The organism is Candidatus Pelagibacter sp. (assembly GCF_052049815.1).
Taxonomy (GTDB): domain Bacteria; phylum Pseudomonadota; class Alphaproteobacteria; order Pelagibacterales; family Pelagibacteraceae; genus Pelagibacter.
This window is the reverse complement of the sequence record NZ_JBNGZG010000003.1, coordinates 21,242-40,963: the sequence shown is the minus strand read 5'-3', so window position 1 is coordinate 40,963 and position 19,722 is coordinate 21,242. Positions and strand designations below refer to the sequence as shown.

Annotated in this window: 26 protein-coding genes; 11 read left to right on the top strand and 15 right to left on the bottom strand. The window is 29.6% G+C overall.

Annotated features, from left to right (window positions below):
• Positions 1 to 3 precede the first annotated feature (3 nt).
• Both moaC and moaA read right to left on the bottom strand, forming a co-directional pair.
• Positions 4 to 549, bottom strand: coding sequence for a cyclic pyranopterin monophosphate synthase MoaC (gene moaC / locus ACTT9D_RS01255; protein ID WP_440930072.1), 546 nt, complete (start codon positions 547 to 549; stop codon positions 4 to 6).
• On the bottom strand, positions 549 to 1,541 hold the full coding sequence (gene moaA / locus ACTT9D_RS01250; protein WP_440930071.1) for a GTP 3',8-cyclase MoaA: 993 nt from the start codon (positions 1,539 to 1,541) through the stop codon (positions 549 to 551). Before moaA ends, moaC begins: the two co-directional genes overlap by 1 nt.
• Before the next feature lie 37 nt (positions 1,542 to 1,578).
• On the opposite strand from moaA, the gene ACTT9D_RS01245 reads away from it, so the two are divergent.
• Entirely contained in the window at positions 1,579 to 2,409 is an 831-nt protein-coding gene (locus tag ACTT9D_RS01245) for a phytanoyl-CoA dioxygenase family protein (protein ID WP_440930070.1), read from the top strand.
• 127 nt (positions 2,410 to 2,536) lie between these two features.
• On the opposite strand, the gene ACTT9D_RS01240 is transcribed toward ACTT9D_RS01245, so the two are convergent.
• Positions 2,537 to 2,860 carry a GYD domain-containing protein gene (locus ACTT9D_RS01240; protein WP_440930069.1) on the bottom strand — a complete coding sequence of 108 codons (324 nt, stop codon included), beginning with the start codon at positions 2,858 to 2,860 and terminating at the stop codon, positions 2,537 to 2,539.
• A gap of 98 nt (positions 2,861 to 2,958) precedes the next feature.
• On the opposite strand from ACTT9D_RS01240, the gene ACTT9D_RS01235 reads away from it, so the two are divergent.
• From ACTT9D_RS01235 to ACTT9D_RS01215, 5 genes are read left to right on the top strand one after another with little or no spacing between them, the layout of a single operon-like run.
• Positions 2,959 to 4,401 carry an NAD-dependent succinate-semialdehyde dehydrogenase gene (locus tag ACTT9D_RS01235; RefSeq protein WP_440930068.1) on the top strand — a complete coding sequence of 481 codons (1,443 nt, stop codon included), beginning with the start codon at positions 2,959 to 2,961 and terminating at the stop codon, positions 4,399 to 4,401.
• On the top strand, positions 4,398 to 7,082 hold the full coding sequence (ppc, locus tag ACTT9D_RS01230; RefSeq protein ID WP_440930067.1) for a phosphoenolpyruvate carboxylase: 2,685 nt from the start codon (positions 4,398 to 4,400) through the stop codon (positions 7,080 to 7,082). Before ACTT9D_RS01235 ends, ppc begins: the two co-directional genes overlap by 4 nt.
• Entirely contained in the window at positions 7,082 to 7,789 is a 708-nt protein-coding gene (locus ACTT9D_RS01225) for a cytochrome c biogenesis CcdA family protein (RefSeq protein WP_440930066.1), read from the top strand. The genes ppc and ACTT9D_RS01225 overlap by 1 nt, the downstream gene beginning before the upstream one ends.
• A gap of 8 nt (positions 7,790 to 7,797) precedes the next feature.
• Complete coding sequence (locus ACTT9D_RS01220) at positions 7,798 to 8,379, top strand: FMN-dependent NADH-azoreductase (RefSeq protein ID WP_440930065.1); 582 nt, start codon at positions 7,798 to 7,800, stop codon at positions 8,377 to 8,379.
• The gene (locus ACTT9D_RS01215; protein WP_440930064.1) at positions 8,379 to 9,185 is read left to right on the top strand and encodes an inositol monophosphatase family protein; all 807 of its coding nucleotides are present in this window, start codon (positions 8,379 to 8,381) and stop codon (positions 9,183 to 9,185) included. Before ACTT9D_RS01220 ends, ACTT9D_RS01215 begins: the two co-directional genes overlap by 1 nt.
• Here the strand turns inward: ACTT9D_RS01215 and ACTT9D_RS01210 are convergent, their stop codons facing one another.
• The 11 genes from ACTT9D_RS01210 to epsC all read right to left on the bottom strand — a co-directional run bounded on the left by ACTT9D_RS01210 (position 9,186) and on the right by epsC (position 14,151).
• Positions 9,186 to 9,521 carry a DMT family transporter gene (locus ACTT9D_RS01210; RefSeq protein WP_440930063.1) on the bottom strand — a complete coding sequence of 112 codons (336 nt, stop codon included), beginning with the start codon at positions 9,519 to 9,521 and terminating at the stop codon, positions 9,186 to 9,188.
• Between the two features lie 52 nt (positions 9,522 to 9,573).
• Entirely contained in the window at positions 9,574 to 10,125 is a 552-nt protein-coding gene (locus ACTT9D_RS01205; RefSeq protein ID WP_440930062.1) for a hypothetical protein, read from the bottom strand.
• A gap of 15 nt (positions 10,126 to 10,140) precedes the next feature.
• Positions 10,141 to 10,365, bottom strand: coding sequence for a DUF2798 domain-containing protein (locus tag ACTT9D_RS01200; RefSeq protein ID WP_440930061.1), 225 nt, complete (start codon positions 10,363 to 10,365; stop codon positions 10,141 to 10,143).
• 36 nt (positions 10,366 to 10,401) lie between these two features.
• Positions 10,402 to 10,719: a nuclear transport factor 2 family protein gene (locus ACTT9D_RS01195; RefSeq protein ID WP_440930060.1), complete on the bottom strand. Its 318-nt coding sequence runs from the start codon at positions 10,717 to 10,719 to the stop codon at positions 10,402 to 10,404.
• Positions 10,720 to 10,729: 10 nt separating this feature from the next.
• On the bottom strand, positions 10,730 to 11,152 hold the full coding sequence (locus tag ACTT9D_RS01190) for a hypothetical protein (RefSeq protein WP_440930059.1): 423 nt from the start codon (positions 11,150 to 11,152) through the stop codon (positions 10,730 to 10,732).
• A gap of 17 nt (positions 11,153 to 11,169) precedes the next feature.
• Positions 11,170 to 11,541 (bottom strand): hypothetical protein, encoded by a 372-nt coding sequence (locus ACTT9D_RS01185; RefSeq protein WP_440930058.1) that lies wholly within the window; start codon positions 11,539 to 11,541, stop codon positions 11,170 to 11,172.
• Positions 11,534 to 11,848 carry a hypothetical protein gene (locus ACTT9D_RS01180; RefSeq protein ID WP_085114457.1) on the bottom strand — a complete coding sequence of 105 codons (315 nt, stop codon included), beginning with the start codon at positions 11,846 to 11,848 and terminating at the stop codon, positions 11,534 to 11,536. Before ACTT9D_RS01180 ends, ACTT9D_RS01185 begins: the two co-directional genes overlap by 8 nt.
• 22 nt (positions 11,849 to 11,870) lie before the next feature.
• The gene (locus ACTT9D_RS01175) at positions 11,871 to 12,170 is read right to left on the bottom strand and encodes a DUF1330 domain-containing protein (RefSeq protein WP_440930057.1); all 300 of its coding nucleotides are present in this window, start codon (positions 12,168 to 12,170) and stop codon (positions 11,871 to 11,873) included.
• 46 nt (positions 12,171 to 12,216) lie between these two features.
• Complete coding sequence (locus tag ACTT9D_RS01170; protein ID WP_440930056.1) at positions 12,217 to 12,504, bottom strand: hypothetical protein; 288 nt, start codon at positions 12,502 to 12,504, stop codon at positions 12,217 to 12,219.
• Positions 12,505 to 12,583: 79 nt separating this feature from the next.
• Positions 12,584 to 13,585, bottom strand: coding sequence for a cysteine synthase A (locus ACTT9D_RS01165; RefSeq protein ID WP_440930055.1), 1,002 nt, complete (start codon positions 13,583 to 13,585; stop codon positions 12,584 to 12,586).
• On the bottom strand, positions 13,582 to 14,151 hold the full coding sequence (epsC, locus tag ACTT9D_RS01160; protein WP_440930054.1) for a serine O-acetyltransferase EpsC: 570 nt from the start codon (positions 14,149 to 14,151) through the stop codon (positions 13,582 to 13,584). Before epsC ends, ACTT9D_RS01165 begins: the two co-directional genes overlap by 4 nt.
• 73 nt (positions 14,152 to 14,224) lie before the next feature.
• On the opposite strand from epsC, the gene ACTT9D_RS01155 reads away from it, so the two are divergent.
• From ACTT9D_RS01155 to ACTT9D_RS01135, 5 genes are all read left to right on the top strand, one after another.
• Positions 14,225 to 14,635: a VOC family protein gene (locus tag ACTT9D_RS01155; RefSeq protein ID WP_014952984.1), complete on the top strand. Its 411-nt coding sequence runs from the start codon at positions 14,225 to 14,227 to the stop codon at positions 14,633 to 14,635.
• A gap of 115 nt (positions 14,636 to 14,750) precedes the next feature.
• Positions 14,751 to 15,713, top strand: coding sequence for an ABC transporter substrate-binding protein (locus tag ACTT9D_RS01150; protein WP_440930053.1), 963 nt, complete (start codon positions 14,751 to 14,753; stop codon positions 15,711 to 15,713).
• A gap of 61 nt (positions 15,714 to 15,774) precedes the next feature.
• The gene (locus ACTT9D_RS01145) at positions 15,775 to 16,839 is read left to right on the top strand and encodes a quaternary amine ABC transporter ATP-binding protein (protein ID WP_440930052.1); all 1,065 of its coding nucleotides are present in this window, start codon (positions 15,775 to 15,777) and stop codon (positions 16,837 to 16,839) included.
• Complete coding sequence (locus ACTT9D_RS01140) at positions 16,832 to 18,328, top strand: ABC transporter permease (RefSeq protein WP_440930051.1); 1,497 nt, start codon at positions 16,832 to 16,834, stop codon at positions 18,326 to 18,328. Before ACTT9D_RS01145 ends, ACTT9D_RS01140 begins: the two co-directional genes overlap by 8 nt.
• Positions 18,329 to 18,337: 9 nt before the next feature.
• Complete coding sequence (locus ACTT9D_RS01135) at positions 18,338 to 18,955, top strand: LysE/ArgO family amino acid transporter (protein WP_440930050.1); 618 nt, start codon at positions 18,338 to 18,340, stop codon at positions 18,953 to 18,955.
• Here ACTT9D_RS01135 and ACTT9D_RS01130 read toward each other — a convergent pair.
• Complete coding sequence (locus tag ACTT9D_RS01130; RefSeq protein WP_440930049.1) at positions 18,944 to 19,699, bottom strand: alpha/beta fold hydrolase; 756 nt, start codon at positions 19,697 to 19,699, stop codon at positions 18,944 to 18,946. The genes ACTT9D_RS01135 and ACTT9D_RS01130 overlap by 12 nt on opposite strands.
• Between the last annotated feature and the right edge of the window lie 23 nt (positions 19,700 to 19,722).

Sequence of the window (19,722 nt, the reverse complement as noted above, 5' to 3'; positions counted from 1 at the left end):
AAATTAAAAAATGTTTTCAAGAAATTTAGGTAATCCATCAGGATTGGTCCATAAACCACTTTTTCCACCTTCTTTAATAAGAAGCTTAACATTATCAATTTTTAAATGAGGATTTACAATTTTACTTAAATCATAAATTGTTGTTAATGCAGCATTCACACCCATTATCGCTTCCATTTCAACTCCAGTTTTTGCAACTGCAGACACCACACAAAATACTTCTAAAGAGTTATCTTCTTCATTCATAATTATTTTTGTAGCGGTATGATCAATTGGAAGTGGGTGGCATAAAGGAATTAATTCGCTAGTTTTTTTTACACCTAATACAGCAGAAACTTCAGCTAAAGTTATCGGATCACCTTTTGGCATTTCTTTGTTTTTGATTAATTCAAATACTTCTTTGCCTACATAAATTTTCCCTGAAGCTAATGCTCTTCTGAAAGTTTCTTTCTTTGAAGATACGTCTACCATGTTAAAAGAGTTTTTTTGAAATATCTCTTTTGCCCAATCTTTTAATGATTGTTGGTCTACAACTTTAAGATTTTTCATTATCCTCCAGTAGTTGATAAATTTTTAGTTAAACCTGTTTCACCAAGTTCTAAATAATGAGACTCTTTTTTAAAATTTAATTGTTTTAAAATTAAATCTTTTAGCTCTTCAATTTGTTCATCAGTTTGCATTAAATGTCTTATGTTTATTCCTGTATTTCCAAATAAACATAATCTTAAGTCACCTTTTGCAGTAATTCTTAATCTGTTACAGCTTTTACAAAAGTCTTTTGAGTAGGGCGCAATTACTCCAAACTTTCCTTTGAATTCTGAATTAATATAATTCTTAGAAGGTCCAGCATCTCTTCCTAGTGTTTGTATTATCCAATTATTTTTATTTAAATAATCAGTAAACTTTGTTGCAGGCACATGGTATTTATTGAAATAATCTAAGTTGTCTCCAGTTTGCATTAATTCAATATATCTAAAATCAATTTCATTGTTTTTTATAAATTGAGACCATTCATTAAAATCTTTTTCACTATCATTAACACCTCTTAGAAGAACAGCATTTACTTTAATATTTTTAAAATTAAGTTTTTGTAATTCTTCAATACCTCTTAATATTTCTGGTAATCTGTCATGACTTGTAATTTTTTTAAATGTTTCTCTATTTAAACTATCAATACTAATGTTAATTCCATCAAGACCACTTTCTTTAATTTTAGATGCAATTTTATCTAGATGATAACCATTAGTGGTAATCACAGTTTTCTTAATTCCAGAGTTTGATTTTATTAATTTTACTATATCAAAAAAATCTTTTCTTACAGTTGGTTCACCTCCAGTTAATCTAATTTTACAGACACCTAATTCGGATAAAGCTTTTGACAGTCTCCCAATTTCTTCTGCTCTTAAAAAAGTTCGATTGTCACTTTTATCTACTTGGTATCCATTTGGTAAACAGTATCCACATTTAAAATTACAAACATCTGTTATTGATAGTCTGATGTAAGGAAAGGATCTTCCAAAACTGTCTTTTAGAGTATTCATTTTTGATATAAGGTTAGCATAATTTAATTAAATTATCATGAATCAAATATTAGAAAAAAGCCTTATTGATGAGTATAACCAAAATGGCGCAGTCTTAATTAAAGGAAAATTTGATCATTACTGGATAAACAAATTAAAAGAGGGTTTTAAAAAAGCAAAATCCAATCCTAGCCCAAGGTTTGTTAATCATACAAAAGATAAAAACTCTCCAAGTTACTATGAAGATTTTTGGACATGGAATTTAATTCCTGAGTTTAATGATTTTGTTTTTAATTCGCCAACACCAAAAATTGCATCTGAACTTCTTAATGCAAAAGAAATAAATCTAGTTATGGATAATTGGTTTTATAGAGAAGCAGGCTCTAAATCGAAACCACCTTTTCATCATGATATTTCTTATTTTGATTTTGAGGGCTCAATGTGTGTACTATGGTTACCTTTAGAGCCAGTTAAAAAAGAAGAAGGAATTGCTTGGGTCAAAGGTTCTCATTTATGGAATAAATTATTTTTAAGAACAAGATTTAACGATGGCCATATGGTTGATGGTAAAGCTGGTATAGTTAATGGAAAAAAATATGAAGATACGCCTGATATTTTGAAAAATAAAAATGATTACGAGTTTTTAGAGTGGGATCTTGAGGTAGGAGATTGTGTTTATTTTGACATTAGAACTTTGCATGGAGGATTACATGAAAGTTCTCCAAAATCAGATATTCATAGGTTCACTCTTAGAATGGCTAAAGAACAATCAAAAATTGAATATCGAGGAGATTGGGCTCGTGATGAAAGAGCAATTATGGAGCAAAATGGCTACAAAAATGGGGATGATTTAGCTGGCAAAATGTTTCCAACTTTATTTAAAAATTAATAAAAAAAGTCTTCACATTTTATTTAAAATTAGTAAATAGAGCTCAAAATTTTTAATTAAATTTTTATTTTTTCTCTACCCTTATTCCCCTTTTGTTTCTTCAAAAGGGGAATTTTTTTTAACTAAATTATTTACCTACAGGTCTGTATGCAGATGCAGCTTTTGCAGCTTTCTCTGCAGCTTTATTGAAATCAACAGCTTCCATTATATTCATATCTTCAATTGTGCCAGTTGATTGCATCAACATTTTCATTCCAGCCATGGTTTCGAAATCTGGTCCTTCTATAATAGCGATGAAATCATATGCTCCTCTTAGAGTCATCATATCAATTAGTTTTCCACCAGCTGCTTCAGTTATTTTTTTTGCAGCTTCTTGTCTATTATCAGAAGGGTTCTTTACAAAACCAGCAAGACCTTGAGTTGAGTATTTACCTAATACAACAAACTTCATTCTACCTCCTTTTTTTAAGAATTTATTTTAACATTGTTACAAAAATATTATTATGTTTTAATTGCAAATCTGATACAACCTCTGTTATTAATTCTTTTATGTACGAAAAATTTGGTCAGTTTATTGATGGAAAATGGTCTCCTTCTTCAGACAATAACACGTATGAAGTGATTAATCCTGCAAATGAAGAAGTTTTGGGAAAAGCATCTAAAGCAACACCTGAAGATGTTGATAAAGCATTAAAAGCTGCAGAAAAAGGTTTGGAAGTTTGGAAAAAAACTCCACCTTGGCAACGTTCATATATTATAAGAAGAATTGCTGACAAGATGAGAGAAAAACAAGATGTGTTGGCAAAATGGATGACACTAGAAGTTGGTAAACCTTTTGCAGAAGCAAAAGGTGAAGTAGGTGCAGCTGCAGATATTTTTGAATGGAACGCTGAAGAAACAAAAAGAATTTATGGTCAAACAGTAGAAAGTAGATTTGAAGATACAAGAGTTCATGTTTACTATCAACCAGTTGGAGTTGTTGCAGCATTAACTCCTTGGAATTTTCCATTAGTTTTATCTTCGAGAAAAATTTCTACAGCATTAGCTGCAGGCTGTTCAGTAATAGTTAAGCCGGATACAATCACTCCAGGAACTGTAATGGAACTTGTTGATATTTGTAGAGAGTGCGGAGTTCCTCCTGGTGTTGTTAATTTATTATCAGGTGATCCACCAGCTATTGCTTCTCAATTGATATCATCTGATATTATAAAAAAAATTTCAATAACAGGCTCAACAAGAGTTGGTAAATTAATTTTAAAACAAGCTGCTGATAAGGTTCAAAGAGTGACTATGGAATTAAGTGGTCATTCACCATTCATAGTTTTTGATGATGCTGATTTAAATAAAGCAACAGATATGGCTATTGCTGCTAAATTTAGAAATAATGGGCAGGTGTGTATTTCTCCTAATAGATTTTATGTGCAAGAAAACAAAAAAGATGAATTTACCAATTTGTTTATTGATAAGATTAAAAAATTAAAAATTGGTGATGGTATGGATCCAGAAACACAACTTGGACCTTTAACAACACAAAAAAGATTAAATGAAGTTGAAGCGCTAGTTGAAAAAACAAAACAAGAAGGTGCTAAAGTTTTATTGGGAGGAAAAAGACCATCAGGTTTTAACAAAGGTTTTTATTATGAGCCGACTGTTTTTGATAATGTAAAAGATGATTTTACTATTATGAGAGAAGAGCCATTTGGACCTTTGGTTCCAATGTTATCATTTAAGTCATTTGATGAAGTTATTGAAAGAGCAAACAATAATGATTTAGGTTTATGCAGTTATATTTGCACCAACTCAATGGAGAAAGCTCACAGAACATCAGAGCTAATGGAAACTGGAACTGTAGCTGTGAACACACCGTTAGTTGCAATTGCAGAAGCACCATTTGGAGGAATTAAACAAACTGGCTACGGTCGAGAGGGCGGATCAATGGCTATTAAAGATTATTTAAATGTAAAGTATACGCATCTTGGTATTAAAGGTTGAAGAAAAGAGACTTATATTACGATAGAATTCCCACAAAGTTTTTAAGAGATGATATCAGGCTCCTAGGAAAAATACTTGGAGATGTTTTAAAAGAGCAAGAAGGTGATAAATTTTTCAAATTAGTTGAAGAAATTAGACTATTATCCAAACCAAATTTAAACAATTATGGTTCAAAAAATCCCCATGAAAGACTCTCAAAAAAGATAAAAAGTTTAAATTCAGAAACTATTTTTAAATTAACAAGAGCATTCAATCATTTTTGTAATTTGATGAACCTTGCTGAGGCTCATGATACTTCTCACACTCTTAATGAAATAGAACAAAATAAAAATAAAAAAAGTGACAGCCTTTTTATAGAAGATATTTTTGAAAATTTTTTTAAAAATAAGTCTATTCCTAATAAAAAAATTTATGATTTGGCTCAAAATCTAAAAATAGGAGTAGTTCTTACTGCACATCCAACTGAAGTAAAGAGAAGAACTTTAATTCAAAAGTATGCAAATTTAATTGAGTTACTTGAGCAAAGATATCTATACAAAAATTATCAAAAAAAAATAAATGAAATAGATAAAGCTTTATATAGTGAGATTACAATTATTTGGAAAACAGACGATATAAAAAGATCAAAGCCATCTCCTTTGGATGAAGCTAGATGGGGTTTAGCAATTATTGAAGATAGTTTATGGGACACTATCCCAAGAGTTTATAAAAGATTAAATAAAATTTTTAAGAAAAAATATGGAAAAGATCTTCCAAGAAGTTTTAATCCAATAGAGTTTGGATCTTGGATGGGCGGTGATAGAGATGGAAATCCAAACGTGACCTCAAAAGTAACTGAAAAAGTAATTTTGTTTTCTAGATGGCAAGCAGCAAAATTATATGAGAGAGAGTTAACTAAACTGATTCAAGATTTATCTATGCAAAATTGTTCAACTAAAATTAAAAAAATATCAAAAAATTCGTTTGAGCCTTATAGAGTTTATCTAAGACCTATCAGAGATAAAATTAGAGCCACATATATTAGTATAGAAGAACATTTGAATGAAAATAAAAAACTTAATCAGGATTTATTATTTAAAGACAAATATGAATTAATAAACATATTGAGGGATGTAAGGAAGTCTTTAAATGAAAATAAAGACAAAAGAATTGGTAATTCGGTACTTCTTGATTTATTAAGAAGAACAAGATGTTTTGGCATAAATTTAGCTAAATTAGACATTAGACAAGAATCTTCAAGACACTCTCAATTAGTTTCAGAAATTTTAAAAAATAATTTTAATATCAAATTCGATAATTTTGATGAAGATAAGAAAATTCAATTAATATCAAAATTAATAAATAATAAGAGAAAAATAAAAAACATTAAAATCAAAAATAAACTTAATAAAGAGGTTTGGAATACGTTTGAAGTTATATCCAAACAACCAAATGAATGTTTAGGTGCATATGTAATATCTATGACGTCAAATTCATCAGATATTTTAAACGTATATTATTTACAAAAATTAGCAAAAATTAAACAACCTTTGAGAGTTGTTCCATTACTAGAGACATTAGATGATTTGAAAAATGGTAAAAAAATAATGGAAAAACTTTTCTCTTTAAGTTGGTATAGAAAATTAACTAACCATAAACAAGAGGTAATGATTGGATATTCAGACTCCAGTAAGGATGCTGGAAAATTATCCTCCAGTTGGAACCAATATAAAGTTGAAGAAGAATTAAGAGATATCGCAAAGAAATATAAAATTTCATTAACATTTTTTCATGGAAGAGGAGGCTCTCCAGGAAGAGGAGGTGGACCAATTCAATCTACATTAAAATCACAACCAGCCAATACAGTTAATGGAAAAATTAGAATTACAGATCAAGGTGAAGTTATTCAACAAAAGTACGGTTACAAGCCTTTGGCAGAATATAACTTATGTAGTTATATAGGTAGCGTAATGGAAGCAACTTTAAATCCTCCTCCAAAATCAAAACCACAATGGAGAAATTTAATTGAGAGAATGACAGAATTGTCAACTGCATCCTACAGAAGAGCTATAAATTCAAATGAGGAATTTATAAGATATTTCAAAACAGTAACACCACATAAGGCACTTGGAAAACTTTCAATTGGTTCAAGACCAACAAAAAGAAAAAATGTAGATAATATTCAAAGTTTGAGAGCTATACCTTGGGTATTTGCTTGGACACAGATTAGATTATTGTTACCAGCTTGGTTAGGAACAAGTGAAGCTTTGAGATATGCAGGAATTAAAAAATTTAAAAAAAACTTAAATGATATGCAAAAAAATTGGCCATTCTTCTCTTCAACAATGGATATTCTAGATATGGTTATTTCCAAAGTTGATCCTGAGATATCGATAATTTATGAAAATAATTTAGCAGATGAAAAATTAAAAAGAGTAGGTAAAAAATTAAGATTTCAATTTGATCATTTAGTTAAATTACATAAAAAAATTACTCCAAAAGAGATCTTAAATGAAAGGAAAAAGTTTAGAAAATCTTTATATGTAAGAAATAATTACACAGAAGTATTAAATATTTTACAGGCAAAAATAATGGGTAAATTAAATTCAAAAAAATTAAGTAATTTAGATAGAAAATCACTTGAAGATGCTTTAATGACTTCCATAGCAGGTATATCTGCTGCAATTAAAAATACAGGATAATGTTAGAATTAATTATAGCTTTTGGAGCTGGTTTGATCAGCTTTCTTTCACCATGTGTATTACCATTAATTCCTGGATATATTTCGTTTGTTTCTGGTCAATCACTAAAAGATATTACCGAAAAAAAAGATTTTGATTTAAGCCCTTTAATAAAATTTTGTTTTGGATTTTCTATAGTATTTATAATCTTTGGTGCATCAGCATCGTTTTTAGGAAAAGTTTTACTTCAAAATTCGCAGTCGTTCAGATTGATTGCAGGTTTAGTGATCATATTTTTTTCCTTACAGTTATTAGGTGTTTTTAACTTTGGTTTTTTAAACATGGACAAAAGATTTGATTTTAAAAAATTTGATAGTTTCTTTTTTCCAGTCGTAATTGGATTTGCTTTTGGTTTTGGATGGACGCCATGCATTGGTCCAATTTTAGGATCTATTTTAGCATTAGCTTCAATTGAAGAAACATTGGCAAGAGCAATTTTACTCTTATCTTTTTATTCTTTAGGATTAGCAATACCTTTCATTATATCAGGATATTTAATTCAAAGATTTTTAATTTTTTCAAAAAATATGAATAAGCATATAAATACTATTTCAAAAGTTGGAGGAACTTTATTATTAATCACTGGAATATTGATTTTAACAAATAAATTGCAATTCTTAGGATTTTATTTATTAAACACCTTACCATTCTTACAAAGTTTTGGTTAAAAACTATTATGAAAATTTATCAAATAGATTCAAGTGCAAGAAAAAAAGGCTCAACTTCAAGAGCCTTAGCAAAAAAACTTTTAGATAAAATTAAAAAACCAGAAGATGAAATAATTTATAGAGATTTAGATGATGAAATGCTTTTTGTATCTGGATTAACAGAGTCTGGTATGAACATAGATGAAAAAGATCAAACATCTGAACATAAAAAGATGTTTGAGTTATCCGACAAACTTGTCTCTGAACTTAAAGAGAGTGATATTATAATTATATCAGCGCCAATATATAATTATGGTCCTCCAGCAACTCTTAAAGCATGGTCTGATCTTGCTGCAAGAGTAGGTGAAACTTTCAGATTTAAACCTAATGGAAGAAGAGAAGGACTTTTAAAAAACAAAAGAGCGTATTTGGTTATTACTTCTGGCGGAACAAAATTAAATAGTAATGAAGATTTTCTAACACCATGGTTAAAGTTTATCCTAAATTTTTTTGGTATAGAAAAAATAGATGTTATTAGTGCAGATCAAATGGCTTTAGACTATGAAAAATCTATTTCTGAAGCTGAGAAGCAAATAGAAAATTTGAAATAATGAATAAAGTAGAAAAAATTAATTATAAACTTTATTCCAGTTTTTTAAGTAAATTAGCTAAAGAATTAACTAATTTCTATTATTCAAAATTAAACAAAACTTTTAAAATTTCAAACAAGTTAAAAGGAAAAGGTTATGATCCTGTAACAACTTCAGATAAAGCATTTGAAAAATTTATAAGATCAAAAATTAATAAAAAATTTCCAGATCACCAAATCATAGGAGAAGAGTTTGGATTTAAAAGATCTAAAAGTGACTATTCATGGGTTATTGATCCAATAGATGGAACTAGATCTTATGTCATTGGCAATCCAACTTGGAGTAATTTAATTTCATTAAATTACAAAGGTCAGCCTGTAGTTGGTTTGGCAAATTTTCCAATATTAAAAAAATTTTATTTTAATGCTTCAAATAAAATTTCTTTTGTTGTTGAAAATGGAAAAAAGAGAAAACTTAAAGTAAATTCATCAGCAAAAATGAATAACGTTAAGGTTTCAGCTGCTTTTCATAATTATTTAACTCCAAATAAATTAAAAAAAATTCCAAAAATATTAAAACTTATGCAATTTCCATGTGTAGACGCTCTAAGCTATTCTCATTTTGCTGATGGAAAACTTGATATAGTTGCGCAATGTTCAAATAAAATTTGGGATATCCACCCATTAATTCCTATTATCAGAGCTGCAGGTGGAATTGTTACAACTTGGGAAAATGAAGATCCATCAAAAGCTGGTCACATACTTTGTTCAGCTAATAGAAAATTACACAATAATTTTTTAAAACTATTAAAACCTGTTGCAAAATAATTAGTTTAGTTTTCCTAAATAGTTTACCATTACAACACCAATGATAATTAGAATAATACCGATCGTGCCATATAGATTAGGAACTTGATTAAATTTAAGAACTGCAAACAAAACAACACCTGTTACGGTCAGTCCGCTATAGGTTGCATAAGCAAAACCAACTGGCAGAGCAGACATTGCTTTAGCTATTGAAAACATGGTAACACACATAAATAGAATACATAATATTGAAGGTGTTAATTTTGTAAAACCTTCTGAAATTTTGGCAAAACTATTTGAAGCTATACCAAAAATAATTCCATTAGCTAAAAATAAATATCCTAGAAATGGTTTCATAATTCATAATAATGAATTTTTGAATACTTTTGAATAATAAATAATTTAATTATTAAACAATTTGATATTCAAAGTTTTGAGTTGTTTCATTTATTTGCAACAGTTTTGCACCATTTTTGCTATGAAACTTTGTTGCCATTTCTGTAAGAGGAGACAGAGTTACAAGACGATTTAAATGATTAGAAGTTTTTATCTTTTTAAAAACTTCTTTAACGATTAATTTACCACCACCTTTTTTCTTAGACCAAACTGTATAAGCTATTGCAATTTGACCAACATTTTGATCTCTCATTGCACTTTGTAAAAATGCGTCGTGACTGAATTTATCAAGTTCTTCAACTGTCTTTGGTATTTCATTGGTATATGCAAAACACATAACAGCATGGATTTCACCCCCATATTCAACTCCAAATATTTTTCTTCCATAGTTTGATCTAAACTCATTATCCAATTCTGGTCTTACAGGATCTTCAGATGTATCACATTCATTGAGTTCAATTAATTTTGCACCCTTAACCCAATCAAAAAAATTTGTAACTTTATCTTTTAAAAATTGTTGTTGTTTTATTATTTTTGCTCTTATTTTGTTTGTTTCTTTAACCATTTATTTTTTTATCTTTTAATTGCTGGTAATCTTATCTACAAATTTTTGCACTAACGGAGCCACTATTGTTGTTGCTATCATTGCTACAGGTAGACTTATTGACCAAGCTTTTAAAAATCTTTTAAAATAAAGTTCATCATAACCTGTATTTATAAAAGTTATAATTAGTGTCATCATCAAACTCATTCCAAAACCCATAAAAAAAATGAATAAAAATTTGGAATATTTTTTTGAAATCATTTTTATTAAAAATAGAAAGAATTTCTTTTTTATTTATTAAGAAAGTTTTGTTGCACCAGTTTCTAAAGAAATAATTTTTCCATCTTTGTATTTGTAAACTGCAAGTACAGCTTCTTTGTTACCATCATTAAAAGTTACAAATGAGTGGTGAACACCAACTTCATTATTTTCATAGATAACTCTATTTTTTTCTTGATTAATATCACCGCTCATTGCCCATTTGATAACATCATTTTTGCTTAAAGAATTTCCTGATTTATGCATGGTGAATTTAAAATCATCGTGCAAAAGCTCATTCATAACCTTTTCATCTTTATTCTTTATTGCATTGATATATTTTTCTAATACTGACATGACTCACCTTTTAGTAAATAATATAAATTTTATCTGCAAATCCATAGCACATTAATGCGCTTAGAATTGTTAAAATTAATGGAGCATAGATAGCCTCATCTGAAGTTTTATCTGTATGCCCAAGTTTATTTATTTTTGTATTATAAAAACCAACAATGAACGCAGATAGATTTTGTAAAAATATAACGTTAAAAAAAGCCCATGTATCATCTAGACCATTAGGTCTAATGAATCCAACATAGATAGCCATAATTACAGAGCCAAAAAATATTGATCCAAAAAATCTGACCATTCCAGCACCAGTATCATCAATGCCATATTGATCTAAAAAGGATTTAGTTTGGAAGACACATCTAAATCCATAATAAGCAAATCCTATAAAATGAATTATAAAGATTGCAAAGAAAATTATTCCATTAAATTTTTCAAACATATTATTCCTTTCTTAATTTAATAAACACCAGAGTTTACTATTTTTAGTATTTCTTCTTTTGAATTTGAGATTGTTTTGTAGACAAAATCATCACATTTTTTAACTTTATCTTTATCATAGGGTTGCCCATATAGTTCATCTACTATAGCTAATAGATCCTTATTTAACTTATCCTCGTTAAGCCCTGCCTTTAATAAATGAGAATTGAGAAACTTTTTAGCAGCTATTGAATGAACTATCTTGTCTAATTCTAATTGACCTTGTGGTATCATGCTATAAGCATAATAAATTCCGGTGCAATCAACCAATTGTTTTTGATCTTTTGTTTCTGCAAATGAACAAAATGGATAAATTAAAATCCCTAAAATTATAAAAGTTTTTTTAATCATTGAAAATTATCCTAAATTCATCTTGCATTGTTCCTTCTTTAAATACACCTTCCATTTTTTTCATAAGTTCAGCATATTTTGGATCCGAGGACATGTTTGAGTCTCTTTCCATCGCTTTTTCATCAAAATGCTCACCAATAACAGTTTCCCTTATTGCTCTTGGGTTACCACCAATTTGTATTGAAAAATAAACCTCATGATCTGGATAATGTTTCTTTCTTACCTCAGCTAAGCCTTTTGATATTTCCATAGCTTCACTTAGCTTGTGATCATAAACACCGATTGTTCTTGTATATATTGCCTTCATTATTTATTTCCCTATTAAGTATTTAATTTAATCCTTCACAAAGTAAAAATGTACTTTTAGGATCAGTATTTTCTCTTCTGTGACCAACAATATTTTGGTATGCCTCTGAATTGTACCATTCTAATGCTTTTTCTTTATTTGGAAATTCACCGACAACGGCTACAGAAGGCTCGTCACCCTCAATAATTAATTTATTTGGATTAACTGCAAGAAATTTTCCACCAAAAGGTTCAAGTGTTTCTGCAACTTTACCTGCATATTCTTTAAAAAACATATCTTGATTAGTAACTTTTGGCATTGCAACTATATAAACTTTGGTCATTCAGGCTCCTTTTTTTATGAAGTATTGTATTTTTAAATATATTTTATTACTTGTTAAAATCCATTACATCGTCATTACACTCAACGAATTTGTGAGGTTCAAAAAAATCATTCATTTGACCTAGTTGATTTTTTATAGCTTCAGGATCAGTTCCTTTCCACCAGCAAAACATCTCCATAGTATCCCCTGGAGTATTCCAAGTCATTTGACATGCTGCTTTATCACTTGTCATTGATTTAACAATATCTTCCATTTTCATTGAAGCTACTGTTTCAGTAAATTTATCTTTCATTTCTTTTGATTTAAAAGTGTGCGTTACCATATAGTTTTTCATATTTTCTCCTTTTTGTAACTAACTTAAGACTAATCTATATTGAAAGTGTAACTGTTTTATTACAATGCTGCTATGTGCATTATAGCCAATTTGGAAAAGGTAGGTTTTTTGACTGTAAAAATTCTTTATTAAACATCTTCGAGTTGTATTTGTCTGATTTATCACAGAGAATTGTAACAATTGTTTTTCCAGGCCCAAGTTCTTTTCCAAGTCTAATTGCACCAGCAATGTTAATTCCACAACTTGTTCCTAAACTTAAACCCTCATTCTGAATTAGATCATATAAAATTGGTAAAGCTTCTGTGTCTTCAATTGAATAAGCATCATCTATTTTTGCATTTTCAAAGTTTTTTGTAACTCTGCTTGATCCTATTCCTTCTGTAATAGATCCACCCTCAGATTTTAGTTCACCATTCTTTATATAGTTATAAAGAGCAGACCCTTTTGGATCTGATAAATAAATTTTGATATCTTTGTTTTTTTCTTTTAATGCATTACTTACCCCTGAAATAGTTCCTCCAGTACCTGAAGAACAGACAAATCCATCAATTTTTCCATCTAACTGTTCCCAAATTTCTCTTCCAGTTCCCTCGTAATGACCTTTTGCATTAGCTGTATTATCAAATTGATTAGCCCAAACTACTCCGTTATTATTTGTTGGTCTTAATTCATCAGCTAGTCTCCCAGCAATTTTCACAAAATTATTTTCATCTTTATATGGTTTTGGCGCAACCAATCTAAGTTCAGCACCTAAATTTCTTAAAGTATCTTTCTTTTCTTGTGTTTGATTGTCATTCATTACAATAATAGTTTTATATCCTAATGAATTCCCTAAAAGTCCTAAACCAATTCCAGTATTTCCTGCTGTTCCTTCAACAACAATACCACCTTTAGAAATTAAATTTTTTTCCTGAGCATCTTTTAACAAAGCAAGTGCTGCTCTATCTTTGACTGAACCACCTGGATTTAAAAATTCAGCTTTACCATAAATATTACAGCCAGTAATTTCTGAGGCAGCTTTTAATTTGATTAACGGTGTATTCCCAATTGAATCTATAAAATTATTTTTTATATTGCTCATTTTTTATCTTCATCAGTTACAGCATAAGGTTTGAAACCTTTTGTTGCATCACCAACTTTAGTTGCAGGTATACCAGCCATAATAGATTTTTCTGGCACATCTTTTGTTACAACTGCATTAGAACCAATTAGAGAATTTTTTCCAATTATAATTGGACCCAAAACTTGAGCACCTGACCCAACTACAACATTATCTTCTAATGTAGGATGTCTTTTTGTGTTTCTTTGTTCATTTGAGTTTATGCTTGGAGCAACACCTCCTAAAGTAACATTGTGATAAATAGTTACATTATTTCCAATTTTAGAAGTTTCACCAATAACAACTCCCATACCATGATCTATGAATAAATTTTTTCCAATATCTGCACCCGGATGAATTTCTATACCAGTTAAGAATCTTGAAAATTGAGAGAAAATTCTAGCAATCAAATCAAATTTTGCTTGATAGAAAAAATTTGCAATTCTGTGAAAAAAAACTGCTTTAACACCTGGGTAAGTTAAAATTAAACTTATTTTTGACTTAGCAGCAGGATCTCTATCAATTATTGATTGTAAATAATCATTCATAACAATTTTGTCCGGTTGATATCAATCGGAAGATGCATATATAATGACTAATTAAGTAATTAAAAGACATATTATGTACAAAAATACTAACTGCTTTCATCTAGCAATCCCATGTGGAGATTTAGAAAAAGCTAAAAAATTTTATAGCGAGTCTTTAGGTTGTAGACTTGATAATGCAGATCAAGAATGGGCTGATGTAGATTTTTGGGGCAATGAATTAACTCTTCATGCAAGTGAACATAAGTTAGACAATGAAAGGCATGATGTAGATATGGGCAATGTGTCAGTTCCACACTTTGGGGTACATTTATCTAGAAAAGATTTTGATGCTTTGAAAGCAAGATTAAAAGAAAGAGGTGTTAAGTATTATGACGAGCCTTATTTGAGATTCAAAGGCACTAAGTACGAACAAGAAACTTTCTTTGTAAAAGACCCTAATGAAAATATTTTAGAGATCAAAACTCTAACAGCAAATCCAGAATAATTTTTTAAAGAAAAACAAGGTATTATTTTGTCCAAAGGAACAAATAAATTCTTTGACTAGCATCTTCAATTTTAGTTAACATTGGTTTTTAATTATAATTAAGGAGAGAGATAAAATGAGAATAATTAAGTCTACACTTGTAGCTGGATTAATTTCTTTATTAACTGCATTTTCATCATTCGCTGAAAAAGTTAAAATTGGAGATCCAGGTTGGACAGGTGCAACTGCTATAGCAAATTTACTTGCAGCAGTAGTTAATGATAAAATGGGTGGAGAAGCAGAATTAGTTCCAGGTAATAATACTGCAATTTATGCAGCTATTGAAAGAGGGAAAGGTGAGATTGATGTTCACCCTGATATCTGGCTACCAAACCAAGAAGCTTATACTAATGACTTAGTTCCTAAAGGAGCATTAAAGTTAAGTAGCAAACCTTATGAAGGAAACCAAGGTTACTGTGTAACACAAGACTTCGCTAAAAAAATGAACATCACTTCTATCTTTGATTTAGGTAGACCAGAAGTAGTTAAAGCTATGGACAGTGATGGAAATGGTAAAGGTGAGTTTTGGATTGGTGCAGACGGTTGGGCTTCAGCTAACGTAAATGAAATCAAAGTAAGAGATTACAAATTACTTGATGCTGGAATTGAGCCTATCAGAGCAGCAGAAGCAGTTAAGAATGCTAGAGTACTAGACTCCATTAAAAAAGGGGAAGGTTATGCATTCTATTGCTACAAACCTCATGCAATCTGGGGAATGGCTGATGTAGTAATGTTAGAAGAGCCAAAACATGATCCTGCAAAATATAAAATGGTACAACCAAAAGCAGACCCTGATTGGAAGAAAAAATCTTACGTTGCTTCTAAAGATGCTCTAAAGCAAATCCAAATTGGATGGGCTACCTCTTTAGAAAAACAATCACCAGCTATTGTTGAATTTTTCAACAACTTTCAATTAACAGCAGATGATGTTTCATCTATGGCATATGCAATCTCAGTTGAGAAAAAAGATCCAGCTGCAGTTGCTAAAGCTTGGATGGATGCGAATAAATCTACTGTTGATGGTTGGTTAGGTTTATAATTTTCAAACAAATCTTAGACCCGGCAGTTTAACTGCCGGGTTTTTCATATAAAATTTTCTTATGTCTAAAGAAACAGTCGGTTGTGAAATTAAAATCGAAAACGTTTGGAAAGTTTTTGGCAATACTGACAAAGATGCTTTAGATGCTATTCAAAATAAAAATATTTCAAAACAAGAAGCTTTAGAAAAATATAATTCTGTTATTGGTGTATCCAATGTTTCATTTGATGTAAATCCAGGTGAAATTTTTTGTGTCATGGGTTTATCAGGAAGTGGTAAATCAACATTAGTTAGACATATCAATCGATTGTTAGAACCTACCTCAGGAAAAATACTAATTGATGGTCAAGATGTAATGAAACTTGAAAAAGAAAAACTTCAAGATTTCAGAAATAAAAAAATTGGAATGGTTTTTCAAAACTTTGCACTAATGCCTCATCGATCAGTGATTGATAATATTGCAATGCCTTTAGAAATAAGAGGTGTAAACAAAAATAGAAGATACGATCAAGCCAATAAAATTTTAAATATTGTAGAGCTTCAAGGTTGGGGAAATAAATATGCGCACGAACTATCTGGTGGTATGCAACAAAGAGTAGGTTTAGCTAGAGCTTTAGCTGCAGATCCAGAAGTATTGTTAATGGATGAACCTTTTAGTGCGTTAGACCCATTAATTAGAAGACAATTACAGTTTGAGTTTATTAAACTCTCAAAACAAATGAAGAAAACAACTGTTTTTATTACCCATGATTTAGATGAGGCAGTAAAAGTTGGACATAGAATTGCAATTATGAGAGATGGAAAGGTAATTCAGGTTGGAACACCTGAGCAAATTGTAACAAAACCTGCTGATGAATATGTTGAGGATTTTGTAAAAGGAATTTCAAGATTAAAAGTTGTTGAAGCTAAATCAATTATGACATCGATTGATCAGTTTAAAAAAGAGAATGGCAAATTACCAGATAAAACAATTAAGATGAAGGAAAGTGATATTCTCAGTAAATTAATTGAACAATCAGTAACAAATAATGCATCATTAATTATCACTGATAAAAATGATAACGATGTTGGAGTAATAACCCAACAAGAATTACTTAAATCAGCAGTAGAAGGACAAGATGAGTAATTTAGAAATACAAAATAAAGATGAGATAAGAAATTTTGTAAAGACTAATCAAGATTATTATATCAATAACTTTGAAGCTATTGGTAATAGTTCAAAATATGTATTTTCGTTTAATATCGCGGCAACTTTATTAGGTTCTGTTTGGTTTGGTATTAGAAATATTTGGAACTATGCACTAGCCTTTCTAATAATCGAGACATTTGCGATCGTTCAAATAATAAGAGGGTTTTTTGGTAACATTAGCGCTGAAGCTTATGAGAAAATAGAAAAAATTGAGGCAACCATTGCTTTTAGAAAGAAGCAACTTCAGGCGGCTATAGAAAATAACCCTGATAAAGTTGAAATGTTTGAGAGGACAATTGCTTCTTTGGAAAAATCAGTAAGTGAATTTTTAGCTGAAGCTCAAAGAGTAGAAGCTTCAGGAGTTTGGATAGCAGTTGGAGGAATTTTATTATTTATTGTCATTAGAATTGTTCAAGGAATGTTTGCAAATACTATTCTAGAAAAAAGATTTTCTGAATGGTTATCAAACAAAACTTTAAGTCCTGGTATGGAAATCAAAAACTTTTTAATTAGTGGAGTATTTTCATTAGTAATTATTTTATTTTCAACAATTCATTATAGCTTTCCAAATTATATGGATGTAATGAAGGATTTTCCTACTCATCCAGATATTAGACTGAATTCAATAGCAGGAGTAGAAGGTGCATTTGATTATTTAGTTTTAAAAGGAGAGAGAGTATTTGATGCAATTACTTTTGGAATTAGATCGGTATTAGACTCATTAGAATTATTATTTGTTAAAACACCTTGGATAGTAATTATAAGTGCAATTGTTTTATTAACAGGTTTATCTGCTGGAGCTAAGGCTGCAATTTATTCAGCTGCATTTTTAGCTTATATGGGTTTCTTAGGTTTTTGGATTAAAGCGATGACAACACTAGCATTACTTGGAACTGCAGCATTATTAAGCATAGTAATTGGTATTCCACTTGGAATTTATTGTTCAACTCGTCCAAGATTTTATTCTTTTATAAGACCTATTATGGATTTCATGCAAACAATGCCAGCGTTTGTATTTATGATTCCAGTTATTGCATTCTTTGGAACTGGAAAGGTTGCTGCAGTTATTATTACAATGATCTTTGGTGGAACACCTGTTGTAAGATTAACAGTTTTAGGTTTAAGAGGAGTACCTCAAACAATAAGAGAAGCAGCAATTGCTTATGGCGCATCTAAATGGTATCTACTTACAAAAGTTGATATTCCACTTGCAATGCCAACAATACTTGCAGGTGTAAACCAAACTGTAATGTTAAGCTTAGCAATGGTTGTTGTTGCGTCGCTAATTGGTGCTAAAGGATTAGGCCAAGATGTATTAGAAGCGCTTCAGTATGCAAATGTTGGCCAAGGTATACTTGCAGGTATAGCTATATTATTTGTTGCTTTATTATTAGATAGGATTGTACAAGGTAAGAAAAGAGTTTAATAGAGCCTAATGGAGTTTTTGTTATTAGGTTTTTTCACTAGCCTAAGTCTGATCTTAGCTATAGGACCTCAAAATGTTTTTGTAATAGAACAAGGTTTAAAAAAACAATATGTTTTTTTAGTCTGTCTGATCTGTTCAATATCTGATTGCATTCTAATTTTTGTTGGTATTTTTTTATTTCATTATTTCAGTCAATATTTCAATTCATTCATTGAGTTATTATTTAATATCGTACTATTAGTTTTTTTAGGCCATTTTATTTATTCAAAATTTAAAACACGTAATGAATATGTAGATTTAAATCAGAACAAAAATACTATCCCAGTAATTAATATTGTACTTAAAACATTGGGTTTTACTTATTTAAATCCACACGTTTATTCAGATACTATTTTTATTTTAGGAAACTTTTCAAAAAATTTTGATATAACTCAAAAAATAATTTTTGGGATAGGTGCTTCATCAGCCTCATTTTTGTTTTTCTTTTTATTAGGCAATGCATCAAATTATTTTTCGCAATACTTAAATAGTAAAGAAATATGGAAAGTAATTAATTGGATAATTATAGGAATTATGAGTGTGTTAACTCTTTATGTTTTAAGAGAAATATATATTTCAATTATTTAAAAACTCTTCAATAATTTTATTTACTTTGTCAGGCTCTTCTAAATGAGCGTTATGACAACAGCCATTAATAACTTTAAGTTCATTATTCGGAATATTCTTACTTAAAGTTTCTACTTGTCCATAATTGTATGAAACATCTTTATCTCCCCAAATAATAAGAGTTTTATTTTTAATATTTTTTAAATTTGAAAAACCATTCCAATTTTTCATTGCATGAAGAGCATTATTAGCAGTTTCTTCAGAAACATTTTTTGCTGCATTTTCACACAGATAATATTCTTTATCATCATGTCCTTTAACAAACCATTTAGCTGGTACTCTATCTATAAACTTTTTAATACCTTCATCTTTTAATCTTAAAATAGATTCATCCATTGTTTCAAATCTACCCGGTATGTCACCAATAGAACTCGTTGCAAAACAGATTAATTTTTCAACTTTATCACCTAAAATTTTTGCTATTTCTTGAACAATCATTCCTCCCATTGAATGACCTATCAAATAAAATTTATCAATATTCTTTTGTTCAACTATATTTATAATAAATTTTGCCATATCGTTGATTGAATTTAATGATTGAGCTTTAAAATTTTCACCGAAACCAGGTAAGGCAGGTGAAATTATTCTATAATTTTTTTTAAAGTATTCTTTTTGATATCGCCACATTTCAGATGAACCAAGAAAACCATGAACAAAAACAAAAGGATAACCACTGCCATTATCGTCGATAAAGATATTACTCATGCAAAGATTTTATCATAAATCTT

Excerpts from the sequence above, each read along its gene's own strand:
- ACTT9D_RS01200 (WP_440930061.1), bottom strand. The coding sequence starts at position 10,365 with ATGATTTCAAAAAAATATTCCAAATTTTTATTCATTTTTTTTATGGGT.
- ACTT9D_RS01180 (WP_085114457.1), bottom strand. The coding sequence starts at position 11,848 with ATGAAGGCAATATATACAAGAACAATCGGTGTTTATGATCACAAGCTA.
- ACTT9D_RS01235 (WP_440930068.1), top strand. The coding sequence starts at position 2,959 with ATGTACGAAAAATTTGGTCAGTTTATTGATGGAAAATGGTCTCCTTCT.
- ACTT9D_RS01155 (WP_014952984.1), top strand. The coding sequence starts at position 14,225 with ATGTACAAAAATACTAACTGCTTTCATCTAGCAATCCCATGTGGAGAT.
- ACTT9D_RS01210 (WP_440930063.1), bottom strand. The coding sequence starts at position 9,521 with ATGAAACCATTTCTAGGATATTTATTTTTAGCTAATGGAATTATTTTT.
- ACTT9D_RS01165 (WP_440930055.1), bottom strand. The coding sequence starts at position 13,585 with ATGAGCAATATAAAAAATAATTTTATAGATTCAATTGGGAATACACCG.
- ACTT9D_RS01140 (WP_440930051.1), top strand. The coding sequence starts at position 16,832 with ATGAGTAATTTAGAAATACAAAATAAAGATGAGATAAGAAATTTTGTA.
- ACTT9D_RS01135 (WP_440930050.1), top strand. The coding sequence starts at position 18,338 with ATGGAGTTTTTGTTATTAGGTTTTTTCACTAGCCTAAGTCTGATCTTA.
- ACTT9D_RS01205 (WP_440930062.1), bottom strand. The coding sequence starts at position 10,125 with ATGGTTAAAGAAACAAACAAAATAAGAGCAAAAATAATAAAACAACAA.
- ACTT9D_RS01150 (WP_440930053.1), top strand. The coding sequence starts at position 14,751 with ATGAGAATAATTAAGTCTACACTTGTAGCTGGATTAATTTCTTTATTA.
- ACTT9D_RS01215 (WP_440930064.1), top strand. The coding sequence starts at position 8,379 with ATGAATAAAGTAGAAAAAATTAATTATAAACTTTATTCCAGTTTTTTA.
- ACTT9D_RS01170 (WP_440930056.1), bottom strand. The coding sequence starts at position 12,504 with ATGAAAAACTATATGGTAACGCACACTTTTAAATCAAAAGAAATGAAA.
- ACTT9D_RS01145 (WP_440930052.1), top strand. The coding sequence starts at position 15,775 with ATGTCTAAAGAAACAGTCGGTTGTGAAATTAAAATCGAAAACGTTTGG.
- ACTT9D_RS01185 (WP_440930058.1), bottom strand. The coding sequence starts at position 11,541 with ATGATTAAAAAAACTTTTATAATTTTAGGGATTTTAATTTATCCATTT.
- ACTT9D_RS01175 (WP_440930057.1), bottom strand. The coding sequence starts at position 12,170 with ATGACCAAAGTTTATATAGTTGCAATGCCAAAAGTTACTAATCAAGAT.
- ACTT9D_RS01220 (WP_440930065.1), top strand. The coding sequence starts at position 7,798 with ATGAAAATTTATCAAATAGATTCAAGTGCAAGAAAAAAAGGCTCAACT.
- ACTT9D_RS01225 (WP_440930066.1), top strand. The coding sequence starts at position 7,082 with ATGTTAGAATTAATTATAGCTTTTGGAGCTGGTTTGATCAGCTTTCTT.
- epsC (WP_440930054.1), bottom strand. The coding sequence starts at position 14,151 with ATGAATGATTATTTACAATCAATAATTGATAGAGATCCTGCTGCTAAG.
- ACTT9D_RS01190 (WP_440930059.1), bottom strand. The coding sequence starts at position 11,152 with ATGTTTGAAAAATTTAATGGAATAATTTTCTTTGCAATCTTTATAATT.
- ACTT9D_RS01130 (WP_440930049.1), bottom strand. The coding sequence starts at position 19,699 with ATGAGTAATATCTTTATCGACGATAATGGCAGTGGTTATCCTTTTGTT.
- ACTT9D_RS01240 (WP_440930069.1), bottom strand. The coding sequence starts at position 2,860 with ATGAAGTTTGTTGTATTAGGTAAATACTCAACTCAAGGTCTTGCTGGT.
- ACTT9D_RS01245 (WP_440930070.1), top strand. The coding sequence starts at position 1,579 with ATGAATCAAATATTAGAAAAAAGCCTTATTGATGAGTATAACCAAAAT.
- moaC (WP_440930072.1), bottom strand. The coding sequence starts at position 549 with ATGAAAAATCTTAAAGTTGTAGACCAACAATCATTAAAAGATTGGGCA.
- moaA (WP_440930071.1), bottom strand. The coding sequence starts at position 1,541 with ATGAATACTCTAAAAGACAGTTTTGGAAGATCCTTTCCTTACATCAGA.
- ACTT9D_RS01195 (WP_440930060.1), bottom strand. The coding sequence starts at position 10,719 with ATGTCAGTATTAGAAAAATATATCAATGCAATAAAGAATAAAGATGAA.